Below are 23901 nucleotides of genomic sequence, written 5' to 3'. Positions count from 1 at the left end.
ATGAACACCAATACACCCTCACGAGGCAAACGTTCCATAGCAGTCAGCGTAACCCTGCTCTGTATCGCCTGTGCCGTTATCGTGATCAGCCTCAACACAGGCACGATTCGCTTGTCACCAATGGCCGTGCTTCATACCCTTCTCGGCAATGGTACGCCGGATGATCAGATTGTATTATTCGACTATCGGCTGCCACGCATTCTGGTTACTGTACTGGCTGGGGCCGGATTGGGTATTGCTGGTGCTGCGCTGCAAGGCATTACCCGCAATCCACTGGCCGACCCGGGTATTCTCGGATTACATGCAGGAGCGGCTTTTGGATTGATGGTATTTGTAACCTTCTCCCATTCCATGGAGGGGTCCGTTGCTTTGCTGATTCCATTGTTTGCTTTTGCAGGCAGTGTCTCCGCGGCGCTGATTATCATGCTGCTATCCTATGATCGGCATAATGGAGTGTCCCCCATTAAACTCATTCTGGTGGGCATTGCCGTAGCAGCCGGTTTCCATGCGCTGACACTATATTTGTCTCTTCGTTTGGATGAAGATACCTATTCCTTCGCCGCTCGTTGGCTGGCAGGCAGCGTCTGGGGCAGAGACTGGGTTCATGTTCAAGCATTGCTTCCATGGGTTGTGCTGTGCATCTCGTACATATGGAGCCGCTCCAAAACGCTGGATGCCTTCAATCTGGGAGATGCTGCCGCCACGAGTATTGGTACACCCGTCAGATCCCAACGTGTGATTTTGCTATTGTGTACGGTAGCCTTATCTGCCGTCAGTGTGTCCATGGCCGGCGGGATCGGATTCATTGGTCTGGCGGCGCCGCATCTGGCCCGCAGACTGGTTGGCCCGATGCATCGCCATCTGATCCCGGCCGCTGGACTCATCGGCATGGTGATCCTGGTCGCCGCCGATACGGTCGGGCGAACGATCTTTCAGCCCAATGCCATTCCGGCAGGCGTGGTGGTTGCAGCGATAGGCGCACCTTACTTTTTATACCTGCTGGTACGAACCAAGTAATGGCTTTATCCGGAACAACCCGAAGGATTTCATCGTTATTTTCAACATAAAAACTACATCCATGAGATGTTCAAGGAGATTGAGATTACACATGTTAAAGAAAAACCTTATGCTCTTCGTGAGCATCTGTCTGGTGCTTGTACTCGCTGCCTGCGGGAACGCCAAGGATTCATCCTCTACATCGGAAGGTTCTGCTACGGACACTTCGAACGCTGCACAAGACACCAATTCAGCTTCCGGTGAACAACGCATCGCATCCATGTCGATCCATCTGACCAATGACCTGCTGTCTCTCGGCATTACGCCCGTTGGTTCGGTGATCGGTGGGGAAGCCAAAGGTTTCCTGTCCCATGTTGCTGACCGTCTTCAAAATACAACGCCGCTCGGTCCCGTGAAGGACCCGGATATGGAAGCCTTGCTTGCTCTGAAACCGGATGTCATCTATCTGGACGAAGAATTCTCCGGTGATGATATTGCCAAATTCGAAAAAATTGCCCCTGTACACGTCTTCAATCTGGATGATGGCACTTGGCGCGACCACCTGAAAGTCATTGGTAAACTGGTGAACCGTGAAAAAGAAGCCGAGCAATACATTCAGGATTATGCGACTGAAACGGAAGAAGTGAAATCCCTGATCCATGATACAATCGGTGACGGCACCGTAATGGCTATCCGTGTTACCGCCAAAGAATTGCGTGTATTCAGCAAGCGCCGTCCAATGGGTCCAATCTTGTATGAAGATCTGGGATTGACCCCAGCCAAAGGCATTGAGGAATTCGATTCGTCCAAACCCTATCAAGTTGTTTCCCGTGAGGTGCTGCCCGACTTTGATGCAGATGCGATCTTCGTTGTCGTGAACTCGGATGACGAGGCTCAGAACATGTTCAAAGAACTGCAAAACAATCCGATCTGGCAAGGGCTGAAGGCGGTCAAAGCAGGCCATGTCTACCCGATCGGTGCTCAGCCTTGGCTGGACTATTCTTCAATCGGCAATAAAATGGCCATGGATGAGGCTAAAGAAATGTTCTCCAAGAAATAAAATGATCCTTACGCACAACATATAAAAAAACACCAAAAAAACCTCTCTTTGAAGATAGGAACAGAGTCAGCTAACATGCTCTCTCTCCATCCGCTCAAAGCAGAGGTTTTTTGTATCCATGCTTGTATCCATACTTGTATTCCTGTAGGTGAAAGTCCGTCGGCATGGTCTAATCACAAGGTACAAACGACAATCTCAACATCCGTTTCGGCAAAAGTGTCCTGAATAATGCCCCTCACCTTATCCCACTTCAACCTGTCCAGTCCGCAGCCAATCTGTGGCATCGCCACTTGGTTAAGACCGTCTCTAACGCAGATGTCACGCATGGATTCCACCGCACGAGTGAACGACTGATAGGTCGGTTTGTTCGAGAACTTGGCCTTGGTGACCAGATTCAGTGTCCGTCCTACCCGGTAACACTGTCCGATCTCAAGCGGCTCCTGCTGCGCCTGTTCCTGGAGAACCTCCAATCCAAATCGCTGCCGAAACTGTACAGCAATTCCTGCACCCATGCGGGCATCTGCGGAAATACAGTGTGCAAGCGTGTAGGTGTCATCCATGGCAAACAAATCCTGCTGTATCTCACGAAACTCCATGTGTATACTCCCCCTTACACCTTTTGAATTTTTTACTTTTCCAGATCACTCTCCAGCCAAACGATCTTCAAATGCCTTGAGCGTTTTCTGTCCCGCTGTCCGGTCCAATACGGCAAATACAATTCGTTCAAAGGAAGACCTGAAGTTCTCTCCCACCAATACATCATGAAAATACGTCGCTACCTTCGCCGGATCATTTCTAAATACGCCGCAGCCATATGCACCTAGTACAATGGTTCGATGTCCATGCAGCGCAGCCACGTCCAGAATATAGCGAATGCGCCCTTTCATGACGGACTCAATCTGCTGATCATCGGCATCTTCCCGCTCTCTCACCACTCCTGCATTTACAGCAGGCGCTGTGATGAATGCCGTCAAATTATATTTGTCGAGCAGCCGGTCCTCGTCATCACGAATCACCGGAACAGCAGGCGAATAGATCATGTAATCCGAGTACAAACAGGATCTCAGCTTGCGATTGTAATCATACATTTCGCTCATTTGGGCGATACATGGGTACAGGCCTGTAGCCCGGGCCAAGCTTTCCTCCTGTGCCTGGCTGCCTCCCAGGAAGCCGCCGCCGGGATTTTTCGCTGATGCAAAGTTCAGGCAAACGACATCTTCCCTGCCTTCATCCACAGAAAGGCGTGAAGCTGCTGCGAGTGTAGTCTCGCCCGTAACCTCAATGCGAACGGTTGAAGCCTCGACAGGAGCTCCGGCCAAAGATTGCAATTGTACCACCTCTTTAGCTCTCTTTTCTCGAAGAGCGACAAGCTCCAACGGACGGTATAATACCGAATCCCGGATCGCTCGCTGTAAATCCGCACCGATCCGAACCCTGCGATCATACCCGTTCACGTATTCTCCTTCTTCCAGGATAGCCAGCGTCTGATGGGCGATACGGGATCGTTTGGAACGTACGCTCGTGTTATTAACGCCTGTTGTTTTACTGTAATTGTTGTTCAGAGAATCGTTCTTACGTTGTTGGTCGTTCATCTTCATCACTTCCTATATTTTCTCTAAGACGGGTGAGGATCTCACCCAGCCAGTTGGTTCCCCGCCATGTTCTTCTATTACGAATGCGCGGGTCTTCTTCCGCCAGTCCAACACCCCAGATGCGGTCATCCGGGCTTGCCTCCACAAGCGTCGTACCGCGGGTGGCGAGCAGCATGGTCAACAGTTGTCCGTTTTGGGTGAATTTGGCTTCGTTGCCATCATAGACAATACGTTTGCACTCCGCTTCCCATACCGTTTGGTCGAATCCTGCGACCTGTCTGCCAAGCTTTTTTTGTACCGAAGCGGAGCTTGCTTTCAGGATCTTATCTGCCGTGATCTGATCGCCGAACAGCAGTGCTTTCTGGTGCATCATATATTGCTCTGCACTCGTGTATTGAACGCCATTCACGGTAAAATCCGCCTTGTGCCACTGTGAGAACGGAGACGCTGTGCGCCAGAAAAATGTAAACTTCTCCATGGATATCCCCTCCTAACTTGTTGATCCATCATTCGATAGTTGAATGCAATGCATCTTCTATCTTGAATCACTTTGCCTTTGAATGGTCTTCTTTGCATACATATCAACGTCTACGGAACCAATCTTTCCGGGTTCAGTCTGTATAAGCGGGATGGGCGATGTCCGGCTTTCCCCGAATACTCCCCCGTTTCGATGACCCAATCGGCGATTTTGCGCCGGAAAGCTGCAGCCAGCAGTTTTTTGCCACTGATGGTCTCGTATACTTTCTGAAGAGCGGTTAGTGTAAATGTCTCCGGCATCAAATTAAAAGCAATATCCGTATACTCCACCTTCGCCCGCAGACGTTCCAGCGCGTAATGAATGATCTTCGCATGATCAAAAGCAATTCCTTGAACCTCATTCACGGTGATATTGCTGCTGCGCACTCTGCCTTCCAACGTTTCCTTCGTCTCAATGACAGCCGACAATTGCTCTGTTCCATTGGTCAAAATTAACTGCACCCTGCGCTCCGTCACGCGTCCACGCTCATGGATATGGCGTTTCTCCTCCAGAAGCCGCTGTTCCATCCGAAACCAGTCTGCTTCGCTGGCATCATCGCCAGCCTGAAGCTGCAGTTCGCTGCTGTCGACCAGCGCCATGTAGGAACAGCTGATTACACGCGTACGTGGATCACGATGCACATCCCCCCAGGTATACAGCTGCTCCAGATAGATATCATCCAGTCCGGTTTCGGTAAAAAGTTCCCGTCTAGCGGCATCTTCCAACGATTCCTGCATGGAGACAAATCCACCTGGAAGCGCCCACTGCCCCATATAGGGATGACCTCCCCGACGAATCAGCAGTAACTGGAGCTCTGGCTCCGCAAGTTTGCGATAGTTCTCCTGCGTTTCACTTCGTATCGTAAATACCAACATGTCCACCGTTACGGAAGGATGTTCGTAATCTCCCGCGTCATAGGTTTCAAGAAACTGTTGTTCACTAATATTCACGTGATTCTGATGGTCTAATGGATTTTGATCAGAATTACCCTCATATGTCATTTCGAAAGACCCCATTCTGTTATTAACATTTTGTTATTAACAATAAGTTAATAACAATCTAACATATCCTTCAGTCCTGCGTCAATATTTCCCATCTCCTTGTAAAAGTTCATTATGGCAGCTCAAGCATCCCTCCTATGAATGTCAAAAATCACTTGACGATATGTCAAATGAAACTTATCATTTAGTTAGTCGACTAATTAAAAGGATGGAAGCGCTTATGAAATCAACTCGAAATGAACGGTTAATGGGCCAACTATCAGAACTCGTCAAGCTACAGCGTTACAAGGTTCATGAGAAGCTTGTCAACCACCCTGAGTTATATCCTGGACAACCGCCGCTGCTGTTCCAGCTTGAACGTGAAGATGGTCAGACCCAGAAACAACTGGCCGAACAGCTTCGCCGAGCCCCAGCAACGGTGACGGTAATGCTGAAACGTATGGAAAGCTCAGGGTTTATACGGCGTGAAGCTGATTCGAAGGATCTGCGCAGTCTGCGTGTCTATCTGACCGATCAGGGCCGTGCTGCGCTTAAGGAACTGAAAGAAGTATTCCAGGAGCTCGATCGCCAAGCCCAGAAAGATTTTACACCCGAGGAATCGCAGCTGATGTCGGCGCTCGTCCAGCGCATGGTTCAGAATCTGCGAGAATATTAAATGAGGTGTTTCTGTCTGCAAGAATATTTGCAACATGATTATTCCATAACGAATGAGGTGATTTTTCCCATTGTGGACGTTAAAACGATACCTTACCCCGTATAAGTCAGCGGCCATTCTTGCTCCGCTGCTCATGGTCCTTGAGGTTGCCATGGATCTGCTTCAACCCAAGCTGATGTCCAGCATTGTGGATGATGGTGTTCTTGCAGGGAACCTGTCCCACATCGTGACTACAGGTATATTTATGCTTCTTTTTGCGTTAATCGGATGGATTGGCGGTGCAGGATGTACGCTGTTTTCAAGCAAAGCTGCGGTTGGATATGGCACCGATCTGCGCCAGGAATTGTTTGATCATATCCAGAAGTTCTCGTTCCGTAATCTGGATACCTTCCAGGAGGGTTCGCTGATCACGCGACTGACGAGTGACATTACTCAGATGCAGACCTTTGTACAGATGCTTCTGCGTATGTTTATCCGTTCGCCGATGCTGATTATCGGCAGTATTATTATGGCGTTTACGATCAGTGTCAAACTGGCGCTCATTCTCATTTTGTCCGTGCCGATTCTGTTTATCATTTTATACATCCTGATCTCCGCTTCCTATCCACTGTTCGCCAGCGTTCAGAACAAGCTCGACAAGGTGAACGCCGTTCTTCAGGAGAATCTTGCCGGCATTCGTGTCGTCAAAGCTTTTGCACGCGCACGTCAGGAGAAGAAGCGTTTCCAGCAAGCCAATGAAGATTATACCCATACGGCAGTGAAGGCCTGGCGCATCGTATCGCTGAATGCACCGGTATTAAGCCTGATGCTGAATGCGACCATTGTAGCGGTGCTGTGGTTTGGAGGCTTTCAGGTGGTCGGAGGCGATATTGCCGCCGGGGATTTGATTGCTTTTATCAACTACGTAACAGTTGTTCTCTCATCACTTACCTCAATCGGCATGATGATGATGAGCTTCTCCCGTGCCAAAGTGTCTGCAACACGCATCAACGAGGTGCTTCACACCCAGCCTGATATCCAATCGGGAGATGATATGTCTCGTAAAGGAGCAGGTCAGGTGGAATTCAGGGACGTATATTTCCGCTATGATGGAGAACATACTCTCTCCGGAATTACGCTGACGGCTCGGCCGGGAGAAAAAGTGGCCTTGCTCGGCTCTACAGGATCAGGCAAAACCTCCCTTGTACAGCTGATCCCCCGCTTGTATGATGCCTCACAGGGTGAAGTGCTCGTGAATGGAGTAAACGTGCGTAACTGGGATCTCCAGGATCTTCGCAGACGTGTGTCCATCGTATTACAGGAGTCCATCCTGTTCAGTGGCAGCATTCGGGATAATATCCGCTTCGGCAGACCTGATGCAACGGAAGCCGAACTGCGTGCCGCAGCTCAAGCAGCGGCAGCTGATGATTTTATTATGAATTTGAAAGATGGGTATGACACGGAGCTGGGTCAGCGCGGGGTCAATCTCTCGGGTGGGCAGAAACAGCGGATTTCTATTGCCCGTGCCCTGCTCATGCAACCTGAGGTTCTGATTCTGGACGACAGCACCAGTGCCGTCGATCTGCGTACCGAAGCAAGCATTCAGAAGGCGCTGCATTCACTAATGAAAAACAGTACCACCTTCCTGATTGCACAACGGATATCTTCCGTGAAGGATGCAGACTGTATTTACGTGCTTGATGAAGGCGAAATCTTGGCAAGTGGTACACATGAGCATCTCATGGCCCATTCGTCACTTTACCAATCCATCTATTATTCGCAGCAACGGAAGGAGGATGTTCAATTTGGCTAAAAACGCTTCTTCCTCCATCCATCAGACCGTTGTTCCGCCGATTGGAAGACCCGGGCCACCCGGCCGGGGTCCGGTTCCCAAAGTAAGAGCCAAGAATGCCCGGCATGCCATCATCAGGGTGTGGTCATACATGGGCCGACATCGCAAAGGGGTAATCACTGCTCTGGTACTGACGGCTCTTGGGACGTTATTGAATCTGGCAGGACCTTATCTTCTCGGTCGTGCGGTCAATGAACATATCGTTCCCAAAATGACGGATGGCCTGCTGAAAGACTGTATGTTATTGCTAACCGTATACGTCCTCGGCTCGTTCATGATGTGGGCTCAATCCTATGTCATGATTGGTGTGTCCCAACTGACAGTGAAGGATTTGCGCCATGCCCTGTTTTCACGGCTGCAGCAGCTGCCCATCCACTTTTTTGATAAAAATCAAAGCGGCGATCTGATGAGCCGGGCTACCAATGATATCGATAACGTGTCCACGACACTGAATCAAAGTGTAACTCAATTGATGTCCAGCGCCATCTTGCTGGTTGGCTCCCTGTCGATTATGCTAGCCCTGGATGTCCGACTGACATTGCTCAGTCTGGTCACGGTTCCCCTGATTACGATCGCCACTCGGCTGATCGCTTCAAGAACGCGCAAACATTTTACCGCCCAGCAAAAGTTGCTTGGTGAGCTTAATGGCTACGCTCAGGAAACCATTGCCGGACAAAAGGTGGTTGCAGCCTATAACCGCCAGGAGCAGGCACAACAACATTTTCAGAATCTGAACGAGAAGCTTCGCACTTCCAGTACCCAGGCTCAGAGCGTATCGGGTCTGGTTGGGCCGACGATGAATGTTATGAACAATATCGGCTTTGCCATACTGGCAGCCGTAGGTGGATGGATGGCTTATCATGATCTGACGTCCATCGGGCTGATTGTAAGTTTCCTTGCTTACTCCCGGCAGATTGAGCGGCCCATCAATGATTTGGCGAACCAGTACAACCTGATTCAAGCAGCTATTGCAGGTGCTGAACGCGTGTTCCACATTATGGATACACCAAGTGAATACGTGGAAGAACAGAAGAAACAGTTGGGGCAGATTCAGGGGAAAGTTGTATTTGAGGATGTATCTTTTGGGTATACCCCCGAGAGGGAAATCCTGAAAAAGGTCAGCTTCACCGCAAAGCCAGGTGAGATGATTGCGCTTGTCGGGCCGACTGGCGCAGGCAAAACGACCATTATCAACCTGCTGCCCCGTTTTTACGAGATTACGGGCGGACGGATCACCATTGATGACTGTGACATCTCGGAACTTGAGAAAGACCAGCTGCGGTGCGAGCTTGGCATTGTGTTACAGGATGCTTATCTGTTCTCCGGCACCATTCGTGACAATATTGCCTACGGCAAACCGGATGCAACGGATGAACAGATTCAACAAGCGGCGCGGCTCGCCAATGCCCACGCCTTCATCCGCAAGTTATCGCAGGGTTATGATACCCCGATCATTTCCGGTGGCAGCAATCTGAGTCAGGGACAGCGACAACTGTTAACCATCGCTCGTGCCATTCTCGCTGATCCTGCCATTCTTATTCTGGATGAAGCGACCAGCAGCATTGATACACGCACCGAAATGCAGATTCAGGAAGCGATGCGTACCTTGATGAAGGATCGCACCAGCTTTGTCATTGCCCATAGGCTAAGCACAATTCGTGAGGCTGATCAGATTCTGGTCATTGATGACAGCAAGATCGCCGAACGAGGCAGCCATGATGAGTTGATGCAACAGCAAGGTTTTTACTATCAGTTGCAACAAGGTCAACTCAGCTGAGGGAGTCTATTTTCTTTTGATTCGAACACACCAAAAACACGGTAAAATAACGCCGCAAACGATTCTTCAGGAATCCGATTTGCGGCGTTTTGTCATTGGCGTTAAGCTCCTATAGGCAGATGAAGAGTGAATGTAGAGCCAACCCCCATTTCACTACGAACGGTAATTTTCCCATGATGGTCCTGAGCGATTTTCTGACAGAGCGCCAGCCCCAATCCAGTCCCCTCTTCCTTGGTTGTATAGAATGGATTAAAGATCGTTGCCAGTGAATTCTCTGGAATACCGCTGCCCGTATCGGTAATGGAGATCAGCGCTTGGTCTCCATCATGCAACAGATCAATAAGTACCTCACCGGGGTCAGCCATAGCTTCAAAGGCATTGCGGATCAGGTTAATCAGGACCTGCACGATCTTGTCACGATCCATATTTACCACAACTGGCTCACCAGTCATTTTAAGGGTAATCTGATGCCCGCGCGATGCCGCATCCGATTCGGTTAACGACATGACTCGTTCAAGGCATTGCCCCACTCGTTCGGGCTTCATGTGATTGGCCTGTGGTTTGGAAAACTGTAAAAACTCGGCCGTCAGATCCGTTACCCGTGTTACCTCACCCATAATGACCTCATACCAAGGAGCGATATTAAACGCCTGTCCTCGTGATAACTGCAAAAATCCCCGAATGGCAGTCAGCGGATTACGGATTTCATGAGCCATGCCAGCTGCCAGTTCGCCTACAGCCCGGAGTCTTTCCGAACGGAAGACCTCCTCTTCATTTTTCAACCATTTGCTGCGCTGCTGCTGGAACAACCTGTCCTCCGAGAGCGTAATAAAGTGCTGCAATGTCTCAGACATTCCCGGATATAGGGAAATAATGTAGTTTACCTGCAGCCCCTTTAATTCCCCGGTCAGCAGTGAAGCCATGCGCTCTTCGATATTTTGTATTTCAGGCAAAACCACAGCATACCGATCCCCCGCATACCGGGATACGCCATACGCATCTTCAAATTGTTTCGACACACTCTCGCCTGTGGCTTTGATTATATTACTCCAGTTGTCTTCAACCTCTTTGTCAAATCCGTTGAAATTCTGAATGTTCAAAATAATCAGCAAAAAAGATCGTTGCTCGTCTGCCGTTTCCTTCAATACATTCATATATCCCTCGTAATTCAGTAACCCGGTGAGCGGGTCGTGCATAGTAAGAAAATGATTTTTTTCCCGTAGTCTTCGTCTCTCTGTCTCGCTATTAATCAAGGTATGATACAACAAGATGATGACAATCGCTGTTAACATGTCAAACATGGACACCAGCAAATTATATGTATCTATCGTCACATACGAAAGCCGAATCACGGTATATTCGAACACGATCAACATCGAAATGGGTAATGTCTGTGTGACACGCTGTTTATCATGAATCATCAACATAATAAGCAGGTAATACAACATATTACACCAGTTCAGTTCACTGAAATAATGGAATATGCCGAGAAAGACCCAATGGATGTTACGCAATACTGGATACCGTTTTTCCCCGTATATACTTGCTACAAATAACACACCAGCACATATCATTAACGCAAGATGGGGAGTAAGCCCTAGAAAATAAGAGGACAGGATAACAAGCAGACATCCCAACGGGAAAATAACCATTTTCATCGTGTAACTCAGCAAACAGCCTCGCCCCCCCTTTTGACTGTACTCACATCTAAGATCATATTTACATGTATTATATCGATTATGATTAGCTGATGTTGTCGATTATTGGAGGATCGTCAAATTCACATGAATGTATAAGTTTATAAATAAAGTAGGACAAACGGTTTATAGGAAAAAGGAGAATACGAAACAATCCTCCAATTATAATGATCCGTACTGTGATACAATACATGTAATGGATTTATTTAGGAGGTAAACTTGGTTATGGAGGAAAACGTATGATACAACAAAGAAAACCGTTGGGCATCGGAACCCTTTCTCTACTTGTGCTGGCTATGGGGTTTGCGTTTAATTTTCCTTGGGGCAAGAAAAGGTGCAGTTCAGCCACTATTTGTTTACTCTACTGAACTTGCCTATTTATAGCAATGGAAATCAAGGATTTCATATTCCCTTTGTGGCTGCGGCAATCTTTTGGTTATTTTCCTTTTTGATTGCCCGCAAGTATCATACTCACTATGGTACAAAGGTGGCCTACAAGGTCGGTGGTTTCATGCTGATCACTAGCGTGATGATCTTTCCACTTTACGGTGTAATATGGGCTATATTCCATTAGAAAAATAAAACAAGTATAAGGCCAGCCCCCCTGTCATTCCAGGAAGCTGGCTTATACTTCATTACAGCATTTCTATTTTTTCGCCATATACTTACGGATATCAAATGCCACCGCAGCCACAATAATCAATCCTTTAATAATGAGCTGCCAGTAAGGACTTACACCGATAAAGGTCAGACCATAGTTGATAACTCCAAAGATCAGCACCCCTGCCATAACACCGGGCACCGTTCCAATACCACCTGCGGTGGAGACGCCCCCCACAACGCAAGCGGCTATGGCATCAAGCTCATACATATTGCCGTAATTGTTCGTTGCCCCGCCCGTACGCGCGGCTTCCAGTACACCGCCCAGTCCATACAGTGCACCTGCAATGGCATACAACGCAATCAGATTGCGTGCCACGTGAATGCCGGACACATGCGCAGCCTGAATGTTGCCACCGATCGCATACATGTTCTTCCCGAGGCGGGTCTTGTTGAAGACGACCCAGCAGATCAGCGCAACCGCTATGGCAATCAATACGATATACGGAATGGAATAACCACCGCCAAGATCAATGTAACCAGATCCAATAACGGTAAAATCAGGTCTCAGTCCACCAATCGGTTGGGACTGATTCGGCTCCGTATCAAAATAAATCGAGTTCAGACCATATACCGCAACCATGGTGCCCAGTGTCGCGATAAAGGGTGGAACATGTAATTTGGCTACAATGATGCCGTTGACGAGACCGACTGCCAGGCCCGCGATGATCCCGATGACGATCGGTAATCCCACCCATAGGTGTGGCAGATCAGGAAAGAACCGATTGGCATATTCGTCGATTTGCAGCATGGATGCGGATACGACAGCCGTTAGACCAACGACCCGTCCTGCGGAGAGATCGACTCCTCCCGTTACGAGGATAAACGCCGCACCCAGCGCAATGATAGCCCGTGTGGAGGACTGTTGTAATATATCCCGAAGTGTAGAGAAAGCAAGAAAGTGCGGATCGGCAATGGCAATACCAATGACGAGCAGGATCAGCACAATAAAGATCGCGCTCTGCGCCACATACTGCTTCACCTGATTGATTACCTGTGTATTCATGTGTTCCCTCCTGACTAAGCCATCCGCTGCTGTGCGGCCAGCCTCATGATATCCTGCTCTGTTGCCTCGGCACCGTTCACAATTCCAGTGAGCCGCCCTTCACTCATGACCATAATTCGATCCGACATCCCCAGCAGTTCGGGCATCTCCGAGCTGATCATAATAATGCTTTTGCCCTGTCGGGCCAGTTCCGTAATAATGGTGTAGATTTCAAATTTGGCGCCCACATCAATTCCGCGTGTCGGTTCATCAAGCAGTAGAATCTCCGGGTCGGTCAATAACCATCTAGCGAGAAGTACCTTCTGTTGATTACCACCAGACAGGTTGCGAATCAGCGTGTTAACCGAAGGCGTCTTGGTTCTGAACTTCTGGGTCTGCTCGCGTGCCTCCTCTCGGCCCCGCTTCTCATCCAACAGCCCCATCCGATTCTGGTAACGACCAAGACTCGCAATAATGGTATTCTCATACACGGACAACACCGGAAATATTCCCGTGACTCTTCGCTCCTCGGTCAGCAGGGCAATGTTATGACGCTTTGCTGCGGCGGGTGACTTGATCTTCACCTTTCGCCCATGGATCGAAATCGTCCCTGAAGCAAGTCCGCGTAAGCCAAACAATGACTCAATCAATTCCGTCCGCTGTGCCCCAACAAGACCGCCAATTCCAAGCACTTCGCCTTTCCGCAAATCAAATGTCACATCCCGGAACGAATGCGGCTGACTGGAAGTTAAGCCTTCTGCCTTCAATATCACATCTCCAGGTACATTCGTACGTTCCGGGAACCGTTCATCCAAATCACGTCCCACCATGCGGGTAATGATCAGGTCTGTCGTTAAATCGGCAGCCTCCCAGGTACCCACCACAAAACCATCCCGCATAATCGTGACCTCATCCGAAATCGTCAGAATTTCCTCCATCTTGTGCGAAATGTAGATAATGGATACCCCGCGACTACGCAGCTGATTAATAATGGCGAAGAGCTGATCCACTTCCTTACCCGTGAGCGAGGACGTGGGCTCATCCATCACGATGACTTTGGATTGAAAAGAGACCGCTTTGGCGATTTCCATCGACTGTATTTTGGAAACGGATAGCGTTCCAGCCTGTGCCTTCGGATCAATGTCCAAATTGAGATCTTTGAACAAGGCCAGTGTATCTGCATACATTCGTTTCTCATCCACCAGCAATCCCCTCATTGGAAAGCGTCCCAGCCAGATGTTCTCCATCACCGGACGATGAGGTACCGGATTCAGCTCCTGATGAATCATCGATATGCCATGCTGAAGCGCCGCCTTGGAACTCGGAATCTCTACCTCATTGCCGTCCATCCGAATCGTTCCTTCATCTGGGCGATACATGCCGAATAGACATTTCATCAGCGTGGATTTGCCCGCTCCGTTCTCCCCCATCAGCGCATGAACCGTTCCCGGCTTTACCTTCAATGTGACCTGACTCAGTGCCTGCACACCCGGAAATGCTTTGGATATTCCGTCCATCTCCAGCAGGTAAGGTGATTCCATCTTTCATCCTCCCTTTCCATAAAACCCGGCAAAAAAGGACGCCATCTCATGACGGACGTCCCTGTCTGCTGCTGTTATTGGGCGTCGGCAATGTTGTCTTTCGTAATTTTTTTGTAGGCAATCCAGACGTATTTGCCATCCGTGATATCATATCCCGTATTTTCCTTTGTCGGTGTCTCACCCTTCGCAAGTACGGAAGCGAGGGCAACCGTCGCTGCGCCCTGGTTCTTGGCATCGTTCAACACCGTGCCCAGCATCGTTCCGTCCTGAAGGGCCTGAATGGCTGGAGCAGTCGCATCTACACCGACAACCGGCATCGTTTTGCCGTCCTTGAAGTATCCAGCTGCCTTCAACGCCTCAATGGCTCCGAGTGCCATGTCATCATTGTTTGCCAATACCGCTTCAATCTTGTCTCCGTGAGAGGCAAGGAACGCCTGCATTTTCTCCTGGCCTTTGACCCGATCCCACATCGCGGTATCTTCCGCCAGTGCTTCCACTTCAATACCTGCGTCCTGGATTGCCTGAACGGAATATTTGGTCCGCAGCTCTGCATCCTGGTGGCCTGGCTCGCCTTTCAGCATGACGTATTGCAGCTTGCCGTCACCGTTTTTATCCGCTTCCGGGTGGGCTTTCCAGTAATCCACAATGAGCTGACCGGAGATCGTGCCGGACTCTTCCGCTTTGGCTCCAACGTAATATACTTTATCCCACTTGTTCATGTCTTCGGCAACCGGCTCACGGTTCAGGAAGACGACCGGAATGCTTGCGGCTTTGGCTTTATCGATGATGACACCTGCTGCGGTCCGGTCAACCGGATTCACGGCCATCGCATTGTACTTCTTGGATACAAACAGATCGACCTTTTCATTCTGGGTCGGCTGTGCGTTCTGGCTGTCCACGATATCCAGCGTCGCTTTGCCTTCCGCTGCTGCGGTCATCGCATTCCGTACCCCTGTCATGAACGTGTCATCGAACTTATAGATTGCCACGCCAATTTTCGGCGTTTCTGTCCCTGCCGCTGCCTGACCTCCTGTGTCCGTTCCTGTACTTCCGCCTGCGCTGTCTCCGCCACTGCTGCACCCCGCCGCTGCAACCATACATGCCGTAAGCAGCAGCGTCATCCACGTTTTTTTCATATCCTAATGACCTCCCCCAAGTTCATTCGGCTTCACCGATGTCTTTATTATGAAAGGGTTTACCTTGAATTCGAATACAATATCTTCCTCTGTTTTATCGAAATCTTCCTGAAATGAACCTTCATTGTACAAAAGGAAACAGCAGCTTCTGATTATCCATCCAGAACATATTGTCCGTACTGACCAGTTTCGTTTCCAGCGTCACCCTTGCTTGCACTTGTTGATTGTTCAGCCTCGCAACGGCCTGATTCACACCAAGATATCCTGCACTGAATCCGTTTTGTACAATTAAGTGTTGGATTTTACCCTCCTGCAACTGCTCCAGCTGCTGCTGCTCACTGCCAAATCCCACAATCTTTGCCTTTATCCCGTTATTCCCCGACGTACGCCGATTCAGTTCATCGGCTGCTCCCAGAGAAGCAGGTTCCTGCAGGGCAATGAAACCATCCACCTCCTGCTGGTCCAGCAGTTGCTTCGCTGCCTGCCAACAACCATCCCGGGTGCTGCATACGAATGGAGGCTCCACATGAATGCCCGGATACTTGGCCAGTGATTCCTCCACCCCTTGCTCCCGGTGAATCAGACCCGGGTTTACCGGATCAGGACCCAGTAAGGCTACACGTCCTCGTCCTCCGAGAAGATCAGCCATGGCCTGGCCCGCCTGCCGTCCAGCCTCGACGTTATCCATCGAGATGACACTTGTTATACCTTTTACAGGAAACTCATCGTTCAGCACAATCACGGGGATGACCGCTCCGTTGACATTCATTGTTTGGGTCTTCTGGATAATCTCTATGAGTGCCCTCTCACTCAAGGGATCAATCAACAGTGCCGAGGCTCCCTCTTCCAGTGCCAGCGATACGGCATCGACCTGAGCTTGTTCACTTTCGCTCAGTGGATAATTCCCATTTGGCAAATGTTCTTGGTTGACCTTTCGCTGTCCTGCTGTAAAGTCGGGGTTAGATGGTGCGTAATTAACCCCTGCGGATGGGAAGGCCTCCACCGTAATCAGCTCCGCCCCCGCCTCCTTGGCAGCTGCTTCAGCCCCAAGCCTTATCGCTTCCGCCAATTCGCCTGTTCCGGCTGGTGTAATCATTGCAATACGCGGCGACGATCCAGCTGAATCCGTACTCGACATACTGCACGCCATACATAATAACAAGCAGCACATTACTGCTGTCATTGCCATTAAACGAAGCATAGGAACTCGGACTCCCCCTTGATCGACTTCCGAGCGGAAGAGGATTTTCATTCTCTTTCCCACATACCCGATCCAATCCGTTCTGTTGGTCGTCGTCACCATGTTGGTTCGCTTGGCGCACGTGCTGTTATCTTTAGGGTTCATCATGAGCATCATCCTCCTCTCGTTCCCATTGAATCGGAATCCGAATCCAGACGGTTGTGCCTTCTTCCAGCTCACTATCAAATTCAAGACCGTAAGCCTCGCCATAATAGAGCTGAATCCGATCATGCACATTGCGTACAGCTACACCTGATCCTGCTCCACTTTTCACGATAGGACTGCCCACCAGGAGTCTCAACATCTGTTCTTCCGTCATGCCAACCCCATTATCCGTAATACGAAATACCAGCTTGTCGTCCTCCCGGTATACACGAATCTCAATACACCCCTCGTCCATCTGATACTCAATGCCATGCACAATGGCATTTTCAATGAGCGGTTGAAGCACCAGCTTAAGTGTCAGGCAGTCCAGCGTATCCTCATCCGCATCCATGCTAAAATTGAATTTCCGCTTGAACCTCATCTGCTGAATCGTCAGGTAATGATGGGCGTGCTCCAGTTCTTCCCTGACTGTAATAATCGTTTTGCCTTGACTGAGACTGATACGAAACAAGCGGGATAATGAAGTGATCATCGTAATGACTTCTTCATTCCGACTCATGCCCACCATGCGCACGACCGAATTCAACGTGTTGTACAGGAAATGCGGATTGATCTGAGCCTGCAAAGCCTCCAGTTCGAGACGTCGTTTCTGTTCCTGTTCATGAATGATTTCACTCATCAAGGTACGGATCTTATAGACCATCAGGTTAAAGCGGCGAGATAAACGTTCCACTTCCATCGGCCCCTCGATGGGCAGCTCCACGTTAAAATCCCCTCGCTCCACCGCCTTCATCTTCCGTTCCATCCGCCGGATCGGACGTGTCAGACTGGAAGAGAGAAACAGCGAGACAAGGATGACCAATACCAATACAACCAGCAGTACCCGAATCAGGTATCCATTGACTTCCTGGCGGGTTGTCATGATCTCATCCAGATAGGCCACACCAACGATTTTCCAACCAATATTGGCGACTGACTTGACGGTATTCAGCCTCTTCTGCCCATCCGCCTCATCTTCATAACTGCCGGTTGCCACCAGCGCCTGTTCGATATTTTCACTTTTGAGCCCCATATACATTAATTGCTGCTGCGGATGGTACACGATATTGCCTGCACTTTCGTCGATAATATAGACGTATCCCCTTTGACCCAGACTGACTCGGCGACTCAGTTCGTCCATCTGTTTGAAGTTGATATCGACCAGCAGAATTACTTGTCGATCCTGACCATCTTGCCGTACGGTAATGCCTTTGCTCATGGAAACGACCCATTTGTATGGGCCTGTGTACATGTTCTGGATATGAGGCAGAGAGAAACTAAGGTGATCCGGCACGCGGAGCGCAGATTGAAACCACCCTTGCTGTGTCACATGGGCACTCGATTTTAATTCGGCGGAGGGTCTGTTCTTGAGTAATTGCCCTGAGGAATCCAGCAAAGTAATAGAGATGATATCTTCACGGCTACTAAGCAGTGTGTCAAGCTGTTTGTCTACCTGCTCCCCTTCCCAAGTCCCGTCCCGCAGCATATGCTCTTCGATGGCTCGATACAGATGGGACATGCTGCGGACATAATCCTCCAGATTGTAACTGACCTGATCCACGATCTGTCTCGTCGTCAGCTCCGCACTTCGCTCCGCAGCCTGCGTGAATTTGTCATGCAGCAGCATCGCCATGATAGTCAGCACCAATACAATGAAGACGGAGAAGGACCACGTGATAATAAAGCGAATACTGCTGACTCTGGATGACCCCAGCCTCGACCGAAGCTTGAGCCAAAGGGATTTTATCCATCCGGCAGACATTTTCATCGGAGTGAACCTTCGTTTGCATTCAGTACAACCTGTTTACGATATTCTTTGGGCGAGACACCGATATGTTTTTTGAAGCAAAAACTGAAATAATTCGGTTCCGCGAAGCCTACCTTCCCTGCAATCTCAAAAGACTTCATCTCCGTGGAGCGAAGCAGCTCCTTGGCCGCCTCCATCCGGATCTGCATCAGATATTGCAGGAAGGTTAGCTGTACTTCTTTTTTGAAAATGCCACAAAAATAACCGGAGCTGATATGCAAATGCCCGCATACCTTCTGTATGGACAGGTCGGGATCAGCATAGTGTTCTTTGGTAAAGGACAAGGCTTGCTCCACAATATCCTTGTACACATGCTGCCGTCCGCTGGCGATGCGATGCTGTACAAGCAGACAGACCTCCCGCACCTTACCTTGTGCCTCGGACAAGCCAGGCAACCGGAACAGATCGGCGTACAACTGAAATCCTGCACCGAAGATATCCTCCATCGCCTCACCTGATGCCTGTGCTGCCTTCCAGACGTTCGTTAATACTTCAATTAGATACAACTGAATGTCACTTCGCCCATGCTCTACTGTAATTTCCCGGAAAATGATCCCCAGCGCTTCCTCCAGCTCAGCCTGCGTACCCGCTTTCAGACAACGGGTCAGCGTCTGCTGCTTCAATTCGTCAAAACGCAGCTTGCCCGCCGTCTGGCGCTCCACATCCGCAATGTAAATGAGCGAATCAGTACCCGGCACAAGCCGATAATCAAGCGCCAGCAGGGCATCTTCATAGGCATGCTTCACATCCGCCAATGTGTCCACAATCTGTCCTGATCCCACTGTTGCCGGGATGCGCAAGTAGTGATGGATGCTGCGCATTACATTTTCCAGCGCCTGCTGCTGTCGCTTCTCCCCATCTTCTCCACCCCATCGGTCCACATAGAGCAGCACAATCGCCTCCTGGTGCATAAAGGCATGTCCGGCCCCGTGTTCCGTCCAAACCTCTGCGGCAATGTTCAGGGCAGCGAACTGTTTCAACTCCGCATCCTCGGATTGGCGCAAGGATTGTCCGGCTTCTTGTCCATGTTCAGACGTATCTTCAAGATCAGCACCAGACCGTCGGCTATCCACTCCTTGCTGCCCCTTTTCTGCACTCCGTCCCCGCACCGTTTCCGCTTGCTCCCGCGACAGCATTCTTTTTCCGTCCCCGTCCATATGCAGGGTCAATACGGATACACCATAGCGTTCACCGTGCAGATCCAGTCCGCATTGCTTTGCTTTGCCATGAATATATTCCGGTGATTTTTGCCGGTGCAGCAAAGTTGCCATCAGGTCCGCTTGTAACAGGGGCAGACTTGTATAATAATGGTCGCGCAGCTGTTGCACGTCCTCTCGCTCGGCCACTTCAGCCGCCATCTGCGCACGCAATCTGGTAAGCAGTTCTGTCAGATGTGCCGCTGAGAAAGGCTTCAGTAAATATTCATCCACACTCAGCGAGACCGCTTGCCGGGCGTAATCGAATTCATCATATCCAGTCAAAATCACCACTTTCACAAGCGGATTGCGCTCCCGCAACCTTTTCGCAAGTTCAAGACCATCCATAAATGGCATGCTGATATCCGTTACCACAATATCCGGCTCCACCCTTTCGGCCATTTCCAATGCTTCCCGGCCATTCTCTGCAAGACCAACAATGCAGAGATCGAGTGCTTCCCAATCTACCTCTACGACCAACCCTTCGCGTACATCCTCTTCATCATCCACCAGCAATACCCGGTACACGTGCGGATTCCTCCTTTTATTTAACGGGCTACTTGCCCAAGCAATAATGTATATGTCGATATGATCCAAGGTTGCCATCATAATATACAATATAAATCCGATTATGTAATCGCTTACTTTTAGGGCTGTAAGATTGATATAATGAGCGCTTACAAACGAAATATATGGTAAATTATTGAAAGGAATTAACGATGAAATAGGAAAGGAGTCTATTATCTGATGAGTTACTTGAAATCCGGAATGATAACGACTGGTATTGCTGCAATATTAATCTGTAGTGGTGCAATCACAGAGACGATTCGAACCGATCGATTTGCGGCATCCACTGAGTCTTCGCACTGGGAGGACCAACCTCAAGAACTTCAGGAGAAGTTATCAAAATCATGGAGAGGAGGAATAGAGGCGATACGTAATACGTTGAATGAGGATGGTGAGAAAGAGAATATAACTGAATGGAAACTGTTCTACAGCTTGGAAGATGCATTAAACACCCTCTCCCATAAAGAGCAATCTTCCTTTATCACCGCCTATTATAGTAACGAACGAAGAACCATGCTGGAAAACGGAGATATCATGCCTGCCTTGCTTTTACATCCCGATCATACAAAGGCGATTCAGTTTTGGGAAAAGCATGATGGAACCTATGCCATTATGAGGTTAGAATTGCAGATCAATGAAAACAATAAGCCTGAATGGTTTGTAAGTCATTCTTGGATAACCAAACAGCCCTCATCCACTTGAAGTGGTCAGGGCTTCACTCATCCTAAAAATCAGACAATCACAGAGGGTTTATCATACAGATTGCTACATGTACTTTAATGCGGTTCCGATTCTCCATCTTCTGCTGACGAAGACAGATTGGCATTTAACCCTTTTACATAAATCATCGTAGTATCCGGGTTGATGTGTCCCATCATTTCTGCCAAGCGATGAAGTGGTGTATGCTCGGCCATAGCGTATCCAAACCGATGACGCAGATCATGGGAACTTAGCCCCTCAAGCCCGGCTGTAGTCATCACCTTTTTAATCAAATGGCGCAGCGCCCTCTCTGTTAAGCGATCACTGGTTTTCTCGGAAGGAAACAGGTAAGGGCTGTCCGGCGAGAGACCCTCCATGTACATTTTCAACAAAGCAATACATGTCATGTTCAGCGGAATTTTCCGTTGACTGTTTCGTTTATCGGCCCGCACTGTAAGTTCTCCGCTTCGTTTGCCCAATTCAATATCACTTGGCATGAGGTTGCATACCTCCATCGTCCGCAAACCCGTATGAAACATGAGGGTAAGGATGGTTCGGTCTCGAAGCGAGTTGCCGTTTTCAACCGCCAAGATGAATGATTGTTCCTCAGCAGTTGTCATCCTGCGGGGGCTGACCTTGTCTTCCGGAATGAATTTCAGAGGTTTGGAAGGATCCAGATTGATTTTGGATTCGGATACCGCCCACTTGAAAAAACGCTTGAGTGTAATCAATCTGCGATTAATGGTAGATGGTTTCAATTGCAATACCTTTTCTGATTCTTCCCGGTAATTGACCAAAGTCGATGTATCCACGTCTTCGATTCGAAATGAAATTTCTTCACTTCGAATATCTTTTCCCTTGTACCATTCAGTGAAATGTTTCAAATCACTCGCGTATTCCTTCAAGGTTTTGGGAGTCAATTCTCCCTGAATCGTAAGTATATATATGAATTCCTGAACAACCATTTCCCCTTGTAGCGAAGTACCAGATCCCTTATCCAATAGAAAAAACCTCCAAATCTTGACTTATATTAGCGGACATGGTATTATCATATTAATCGATACATTAGCGGACATCAAGTCTGTGGTTAGAATATACCTGATAAGCGTTAATTTCTAATTAACCCTTTTCAAAATGGTCGTTTAAAAACTTATTTTTTGGAGGAACTACATGCAAACAGGTACAGTGAAATGGTTTAACGCGGACAAAGGATTTGGCTTTATCGAAACTGAAGAAGGAACAGACGTATTCGTTCATTTCAGTGCAATTCAAGGCGACGGTTTCAAAACATTGGACGAAGGACAACGCGTTCAATTTGAAGTAACTCAAGGTAACCGTGGTCCACAGGCTGAGAACGTTACTAAAGTTTAATTATATTAAGGCTGCCTTGTACAAGGCAGCTTTTTGTTTTATTACATCCAATAACGAAAAGCGAGGTATGACAAATGGATAAAGAACAATTGATCACAGAAGTAGCCAAAAACGGCGGATTCTCCAAAAAGAACGCTGAAAAAGCAGTAACCGTTGTACTGGATTCCATTTTGGAAGCTTTGAAAGAAGGCAAAGAAGTTCAACTGGTTGGATTCGGAAAATTCGAAGTGCGTAATCGTGAAGCACGTATGGGCAAAAGCCGGAGAACCGGTAAAGAAATTCAACTTCCCGCAGGTAAGGTACCTGTATTTACAGCAGGATTAACGATGAAAGAAGCTTTGAACTAAACAGCAACAACACGATTGGAAAAGAGGTTTTTATTCAAACACACAACGAACATTTTGATGTAGATGTCGTGTTTTCTACGGTTGATGATATCATTAACTTTTATTCCGGCAAGCAGACAAACCAGAATAACACGGAAGATCACACCCATTCAACACCCCCATCAGCAGAGTCTGCACAGACGCCACAACCACCCACTCGCTAAAACGAACCTTTCATCTTGGACAATAAGAAGCCCTGTTCCGCTCAAAACGGTCCAGGGCTTGATTTGTGTCATTTGAGTCAATCGAGCACCCAGGGAGAATGAATTTTGGGTACGTCATTGATTAATTGTTTGGTATAGGGATGCTCCGCATGGTGAATGACTTCCTCGGCTCTTCCTGCCTCCACCATTCGTCCATGCTCCATAATACAGATTGTGTCGCTCACATAATAAGCCAGACCCACGTCGTGCGTAATAAACACAATGGTCATACGGTTCTCGTCCCGAAGCTTCAGCAGCATATCCAAAATGGTTGAACGAGAGCATGCGTCCACCATAGACGTCGGTTCGTCGGCAATTAACACCTTTGGATGCAGCATGAAAATGCGGGCAATCATGAGCCGCTGCATCTGTCCACCGGACAGCTCAAACGGATATTTATTGTATAATTCCTCAAACTTCAGGTTGACGAAGGAACAGGCTTCCTTCATTTTGGCATATTCTTCGTCCTTGTTCAGCTTCAGTCCCTGAAGTTTGATACAATCCACCAGCAGCTTTTCCACCCGGTGAAATACGTTGAACGAAGAGAACGGGTCCTGGAAAATGGCCTGGATGTCCTTCCAATAGGCTTTGCGTTCACGATACCGCTTCAACTGTCTTGGCTTGCCATCGTATTCAATTGTCCCGCCTGTTTCCTTCAGCAAACCCATAATCATTTTCGCAAGTGTCGTCTTGCCGCTGCCACTCTCTCCAACGATGGAGATAATCTCCCCTTCATGAAAATCAAAGCTGACATCGTCCACCGCTGCCTTTTTTCGGTGACCTGAACCGTACTCTTTGGTCAGATGGCGACCGCTGATCAGCACCTTGCCCATTGCCATA

21 protein-coding genes are annotated in these 23901 nt (G+C 48.8%); 8 read left to right on the top strand and 13 right to left on the bottom strand.

The window, feature by feature from the left end; translation table 11 throughout:
- Together ACFTRD_RS01505 and ACFTRD_RS01500 are read left to right on the top strand one after the other, a co-directional pair.
- The gene (locus ACFTRD_RS01505) at positions 1 to 1017 is read left to right on the top strand and encodes a FecCD family ABC transporter permease (protein ID WP_379377322.1); all 1017 of its coding nucleotides are present in this window, start codon (positions 1 to 3) and stop codon (positions 1015 to 1017) included.
- Positions 1018 to 1108: 91 nt separating this feature from the next.
- The gene (locus tag ACFTRD_RS01500) at positions 1109 to 2056 is read left to right on the top strand and encodes an iron-hydroxamate ABC transporter substrate-binding protein (protein WP_379377320.1); all 948 of its coding nucleotides are present in this window, start codon (positions 1109 to 1111) and stop codon (positions 2054 to 2056) included.
- A gap of 173 nt (positions 2057 to 2229) precedes the next feature.
- On the opposite strand, the gene ACFTRD_RS01495 is transcribed toward ACFTRD_RS01500, so the two are convergent.
- The 4 genes from ACFTRD_RS01495 to ACFTRD_RS01480 all read right to left on the bottom strand — a co-directional run bounded on the left by ACFTRD_RS01495 (position 2230) and on the right by ACFTRD_RS01480 (position 5166).
- Positions 2230 to 2652, bottom strand: a complete 423-nt coding sequence (locus tag ACFTRD_RS01495) for a macro domain-containing protein (RefSeq protein WP_379377318.1) — start codon at positions 2650 to 2652, stop codon at positions 2230 to 2232.
- 45 nt (positions 2653 to 2697) lie between these two features.
- A complete protein-coding gene (locus ACFTRD_RS01490) occupies positions 2698 to 3648 on the bottom strand; it encodes a TIGR02452 family protein (protein ID WP_379377316.1) in 951 nt (316 codons plus the stop codon).
- Positions 3629 to 4126, bottom strand: a complete 498-nt coding sequence (locus ACFTRD_RS01485) for a riboflavin biosynthesis intermediates N-glycosidase (RefSeq protein WP_379377314.1) — start codon at positions 4124 to 4126, stop codon at positions 3629 to 3631. The genes ACFTRD_RS01490 and ACFTRD_RS01485 overlap by 20 nt, the downstream gene beginning before the upstream one ends.
- Before the next feature lie 110 nt (positions 4127 to 4236).
- Complete coding sequence (locus ACFTRD_RS01480; protein WP_379377312.1) at positions 4237 to 5166, bottom strand: NUDIX hydrolase; 930 nt, start codon at positions 5164 to 5166, stop codon at positions 4237 to 4239.
- A gap of 220 nt (positions 5167 to 5386) precedes the next feature.
- On the opposite strand from ACFTRD_RS01480, the gene ACFTRD_RS01475 reads away from it, so the two are divergent.
- The 3 genes from ACFTRD_RS01475 to ACFTRD_RS01465 all read left to right on the top strand — a co-directional run bounded on the left by ACFTRD_RS01475 (position 5387) and on the right by ACFTRD_RS01465 (position 9429).
- The gene (locus tag ACFTRD_RS01475) at positions 5387 to 5821 is read left to right on the top strand and encodes a MarR family winged helix-turn-helix transcriptional regulator (RefSeq protein ID WP_379377310.1); all 435 of its coding nucleotides are present in this window, start codon (positions 5387 to 5389) and stop codon (positions 5819 to 5821) included.
- Positions 5822 to 5891: 70 nt separating this feature from the next.
- Entirely contained in the window at positions 5892 to 7613 is a 1722-nt protein-coding gene (locus tag ACFTRD_RS01470) for an ABC transporter ATP-binding protein (RefSeq protein ID WP_379377308.1), read from the top strand.
- Entirely contained in the window at positions 7597 to 9429 is a 1833-nt protein-coding gene (locus ACFTRD_RS01465; RefSeq protein ID WP_379381107.1) for an ABC transporter ATP-binding protein, read from the top strand. Before ACFTRD_RS01470 ends, ACFTRD_RS01465 begins: the two co-directional genes overlap by 17 nt.
- A 101-nt stretch (positions 9430 to 9530) precedes the next feature.
- On the opposite strand, the gene ACFTRD_RS01460 is transcribed toward ACFTRD_RS01465, so the two are convergent.
- The 7 genes from ACFTRD_RS01460 to ACFTRD_RS01430 form a co-directional block, all read right to left on the bottom strand.
- On the bottom strand, positions 9531 to 11102 hold the full coding sequence (locus ACFTRD_RS01460) for an ATP-binding protein (RefSeq protein WP_379377306.1): 1572 nt from the start codon (positions 11100 to 11102) through the stop codon (positions 9531 to 9533).
- Positions 11103 to 11772: 670 nt separating this feature from the next.
- Positions 11773 to 12792, bottom strand: a complete 1020-nt coding sequence (gene mglC, locus ACFTRD_RS01455) for a galactose/methyl galactoside ABC transporter permease MglC (protein ID WP_379377304.1) — start codon at positions 12790 to 12792, stop codon at positions 11773 to 11775.
- A 14-nt stretch (positions 12793 to 12806) separates the two neighbouring features.
- Complete coding sequence (locus tag ACFTRD_RS01450; RefSeq protein ID WP_379377302.1) at positions 12807 to 14312, bottom strand: sugar ABC transporter ATP-binding protein; 1506 nt, start codon at positions 14310 to 14312, stop codon at positions 12807 to 12809.
- 74 nt (positions 14313 to 14386) lie between these two features.
- Complete coding sequence (locus tag ACFTRD_RS01445; protein ID WP_062320799.1) at positions 14387 to 15448, bottom strand: galactose ABC transporter substrate-binding protein; 1062 nt, start codon at positions 15446 to 15448, stop codon at positions 14387 to 14389.
- A gap of 121 nt (positions 15449 to 15569) precedes the next feature.
- Positions 15570 to 16796, bottom strand: a complete 1227-nt coding sequence (locus ACFTRD_RS01440; protein WP_379377299.1) for a substrate-binding domain-containing protein — start codon at positions 16794 to 16796, stop codon at positions 15570 to 15572.
- A complete protein-coding gene (locus ACFTRD_RS01435; protein ID WP_379377297.1) occupies positions 16783 to 18600 on the bottom strand; it encodes a cache domain-containing sensor histidine kinase in 1818 nt (605 codons plus the stop codon). Before ACFTRD_RS01435 ends, ACFTRD_RS01440 begins: the two co-directional genes overlap by 14 nt.
- Positions 18597 to 20363 carry a response regulator transcription factor gene (locus ACFTRD_RS01430; protein ID WP_379377295.1) on the bottom strand — a complete coding sequence of 589 codons (1767 nt, stop codon included), beginning with the start codon at positions 20361 to 20363 and terminating at the stop codon, positions 18597 to 18599. Before ACFTRD_RS01430 ends, ACFTRD_RS01435 begins: the two co-directional genes overlap by 4 nt.
- Before the next feature lie 219 nt (positions 20364 to 20582).
- Between ACFTRD_RS01430 and ACFTRD_RS01425 the strand changes: the two genes are divergently transcribed.
- A complete protein-coding gene (locus ACFTRD_RS01425; protein WP_379377293.1) occupies positions 20583 to 21104 on the top strand; it encodes a hypothetical protein in 522 nt (173 codons plus the stop codon).
- Between the two features lie 74 nt (positions 21105 to 21178).
- Here ACFTRD_RS01425 and ACFTRD_RS01420 read toward each other — a convergent pair whose 3' ends face one another.
- Complete coding sequence (locus tag ACFTRD_RS01420) at positions 21179 to 22102, bottom strand: tyrosine-type recombinase/integrase (protein ID WP_379377291.1); 924 nt, start codon at positions 22100 to 22102, stop codon at positions 21179 to 21181.
- A 169-nt stretch (positions 22103 to 22271) separates the two neighbouring features.
- Here ACFTRD_RS01420 and ACFTRD_RS01415 point away from each other — a divergent pair, with 169 nt between their 5' ends.
- Both ACFTRD_RS01415 and ACFTRD_RS01410 read left to right on the top strand, forming a co-directional pair.
- The gene (locus ACFTRD_RS01415; protein WP_062320808.1) at positions 22272 to 22472 is read left to right on the top strand and encodes a cold-shock protein; all 201 of its coding nucleotides are present in this window, start codon (positions 22272 to 22274) and stop codon (positions 22470 to 22472) included.
- Between the two features lie 74 nt (positions 22473 to 22546).
- Positions 22547 to 22819, top strand: a complete 273-nt coding sequence (locus ACFTRD_RS01410; RefSeq protein ID WP_053783990.1) for an HU family DNA-binding protein — start codon at positions 22547 to 22549, stop codon at positions 22817 to 22819.
- Between the two features lie 280 nt (positions 22820 to 23099).
- Here the strand turns inward: ACFTRD_RS01410 and ACFTRD_RS01405 are convergent, their stop codons facing one another.
- A complete protein-coding gene (locus ACFTRD_RS01405) occupies positions 23100 to 23900 on the bottom strand; it encodes an ABC transporter ATP-binding protein (protein WP_379377287.1) in 801 nt (266 codons plus the stop codon).
- Position 23901: the final 1 nt, after the last annotated feature.

The organism is Paenibacillus sp. NPDC056933 (assembly GCF_042674385.1).
In the GTDB taxonomy this organism is placed as follows: domain Bacteria; phylum Bacillota; class Bacilli; order Paenibacillales; family Paenibacillaceae; genus Paenibacillus.
The sequence above is the reverse complement of the archived record's forward strand: the minus strand, read 5'-3'. Positions and strand labels throughout refer to the sequence as shown.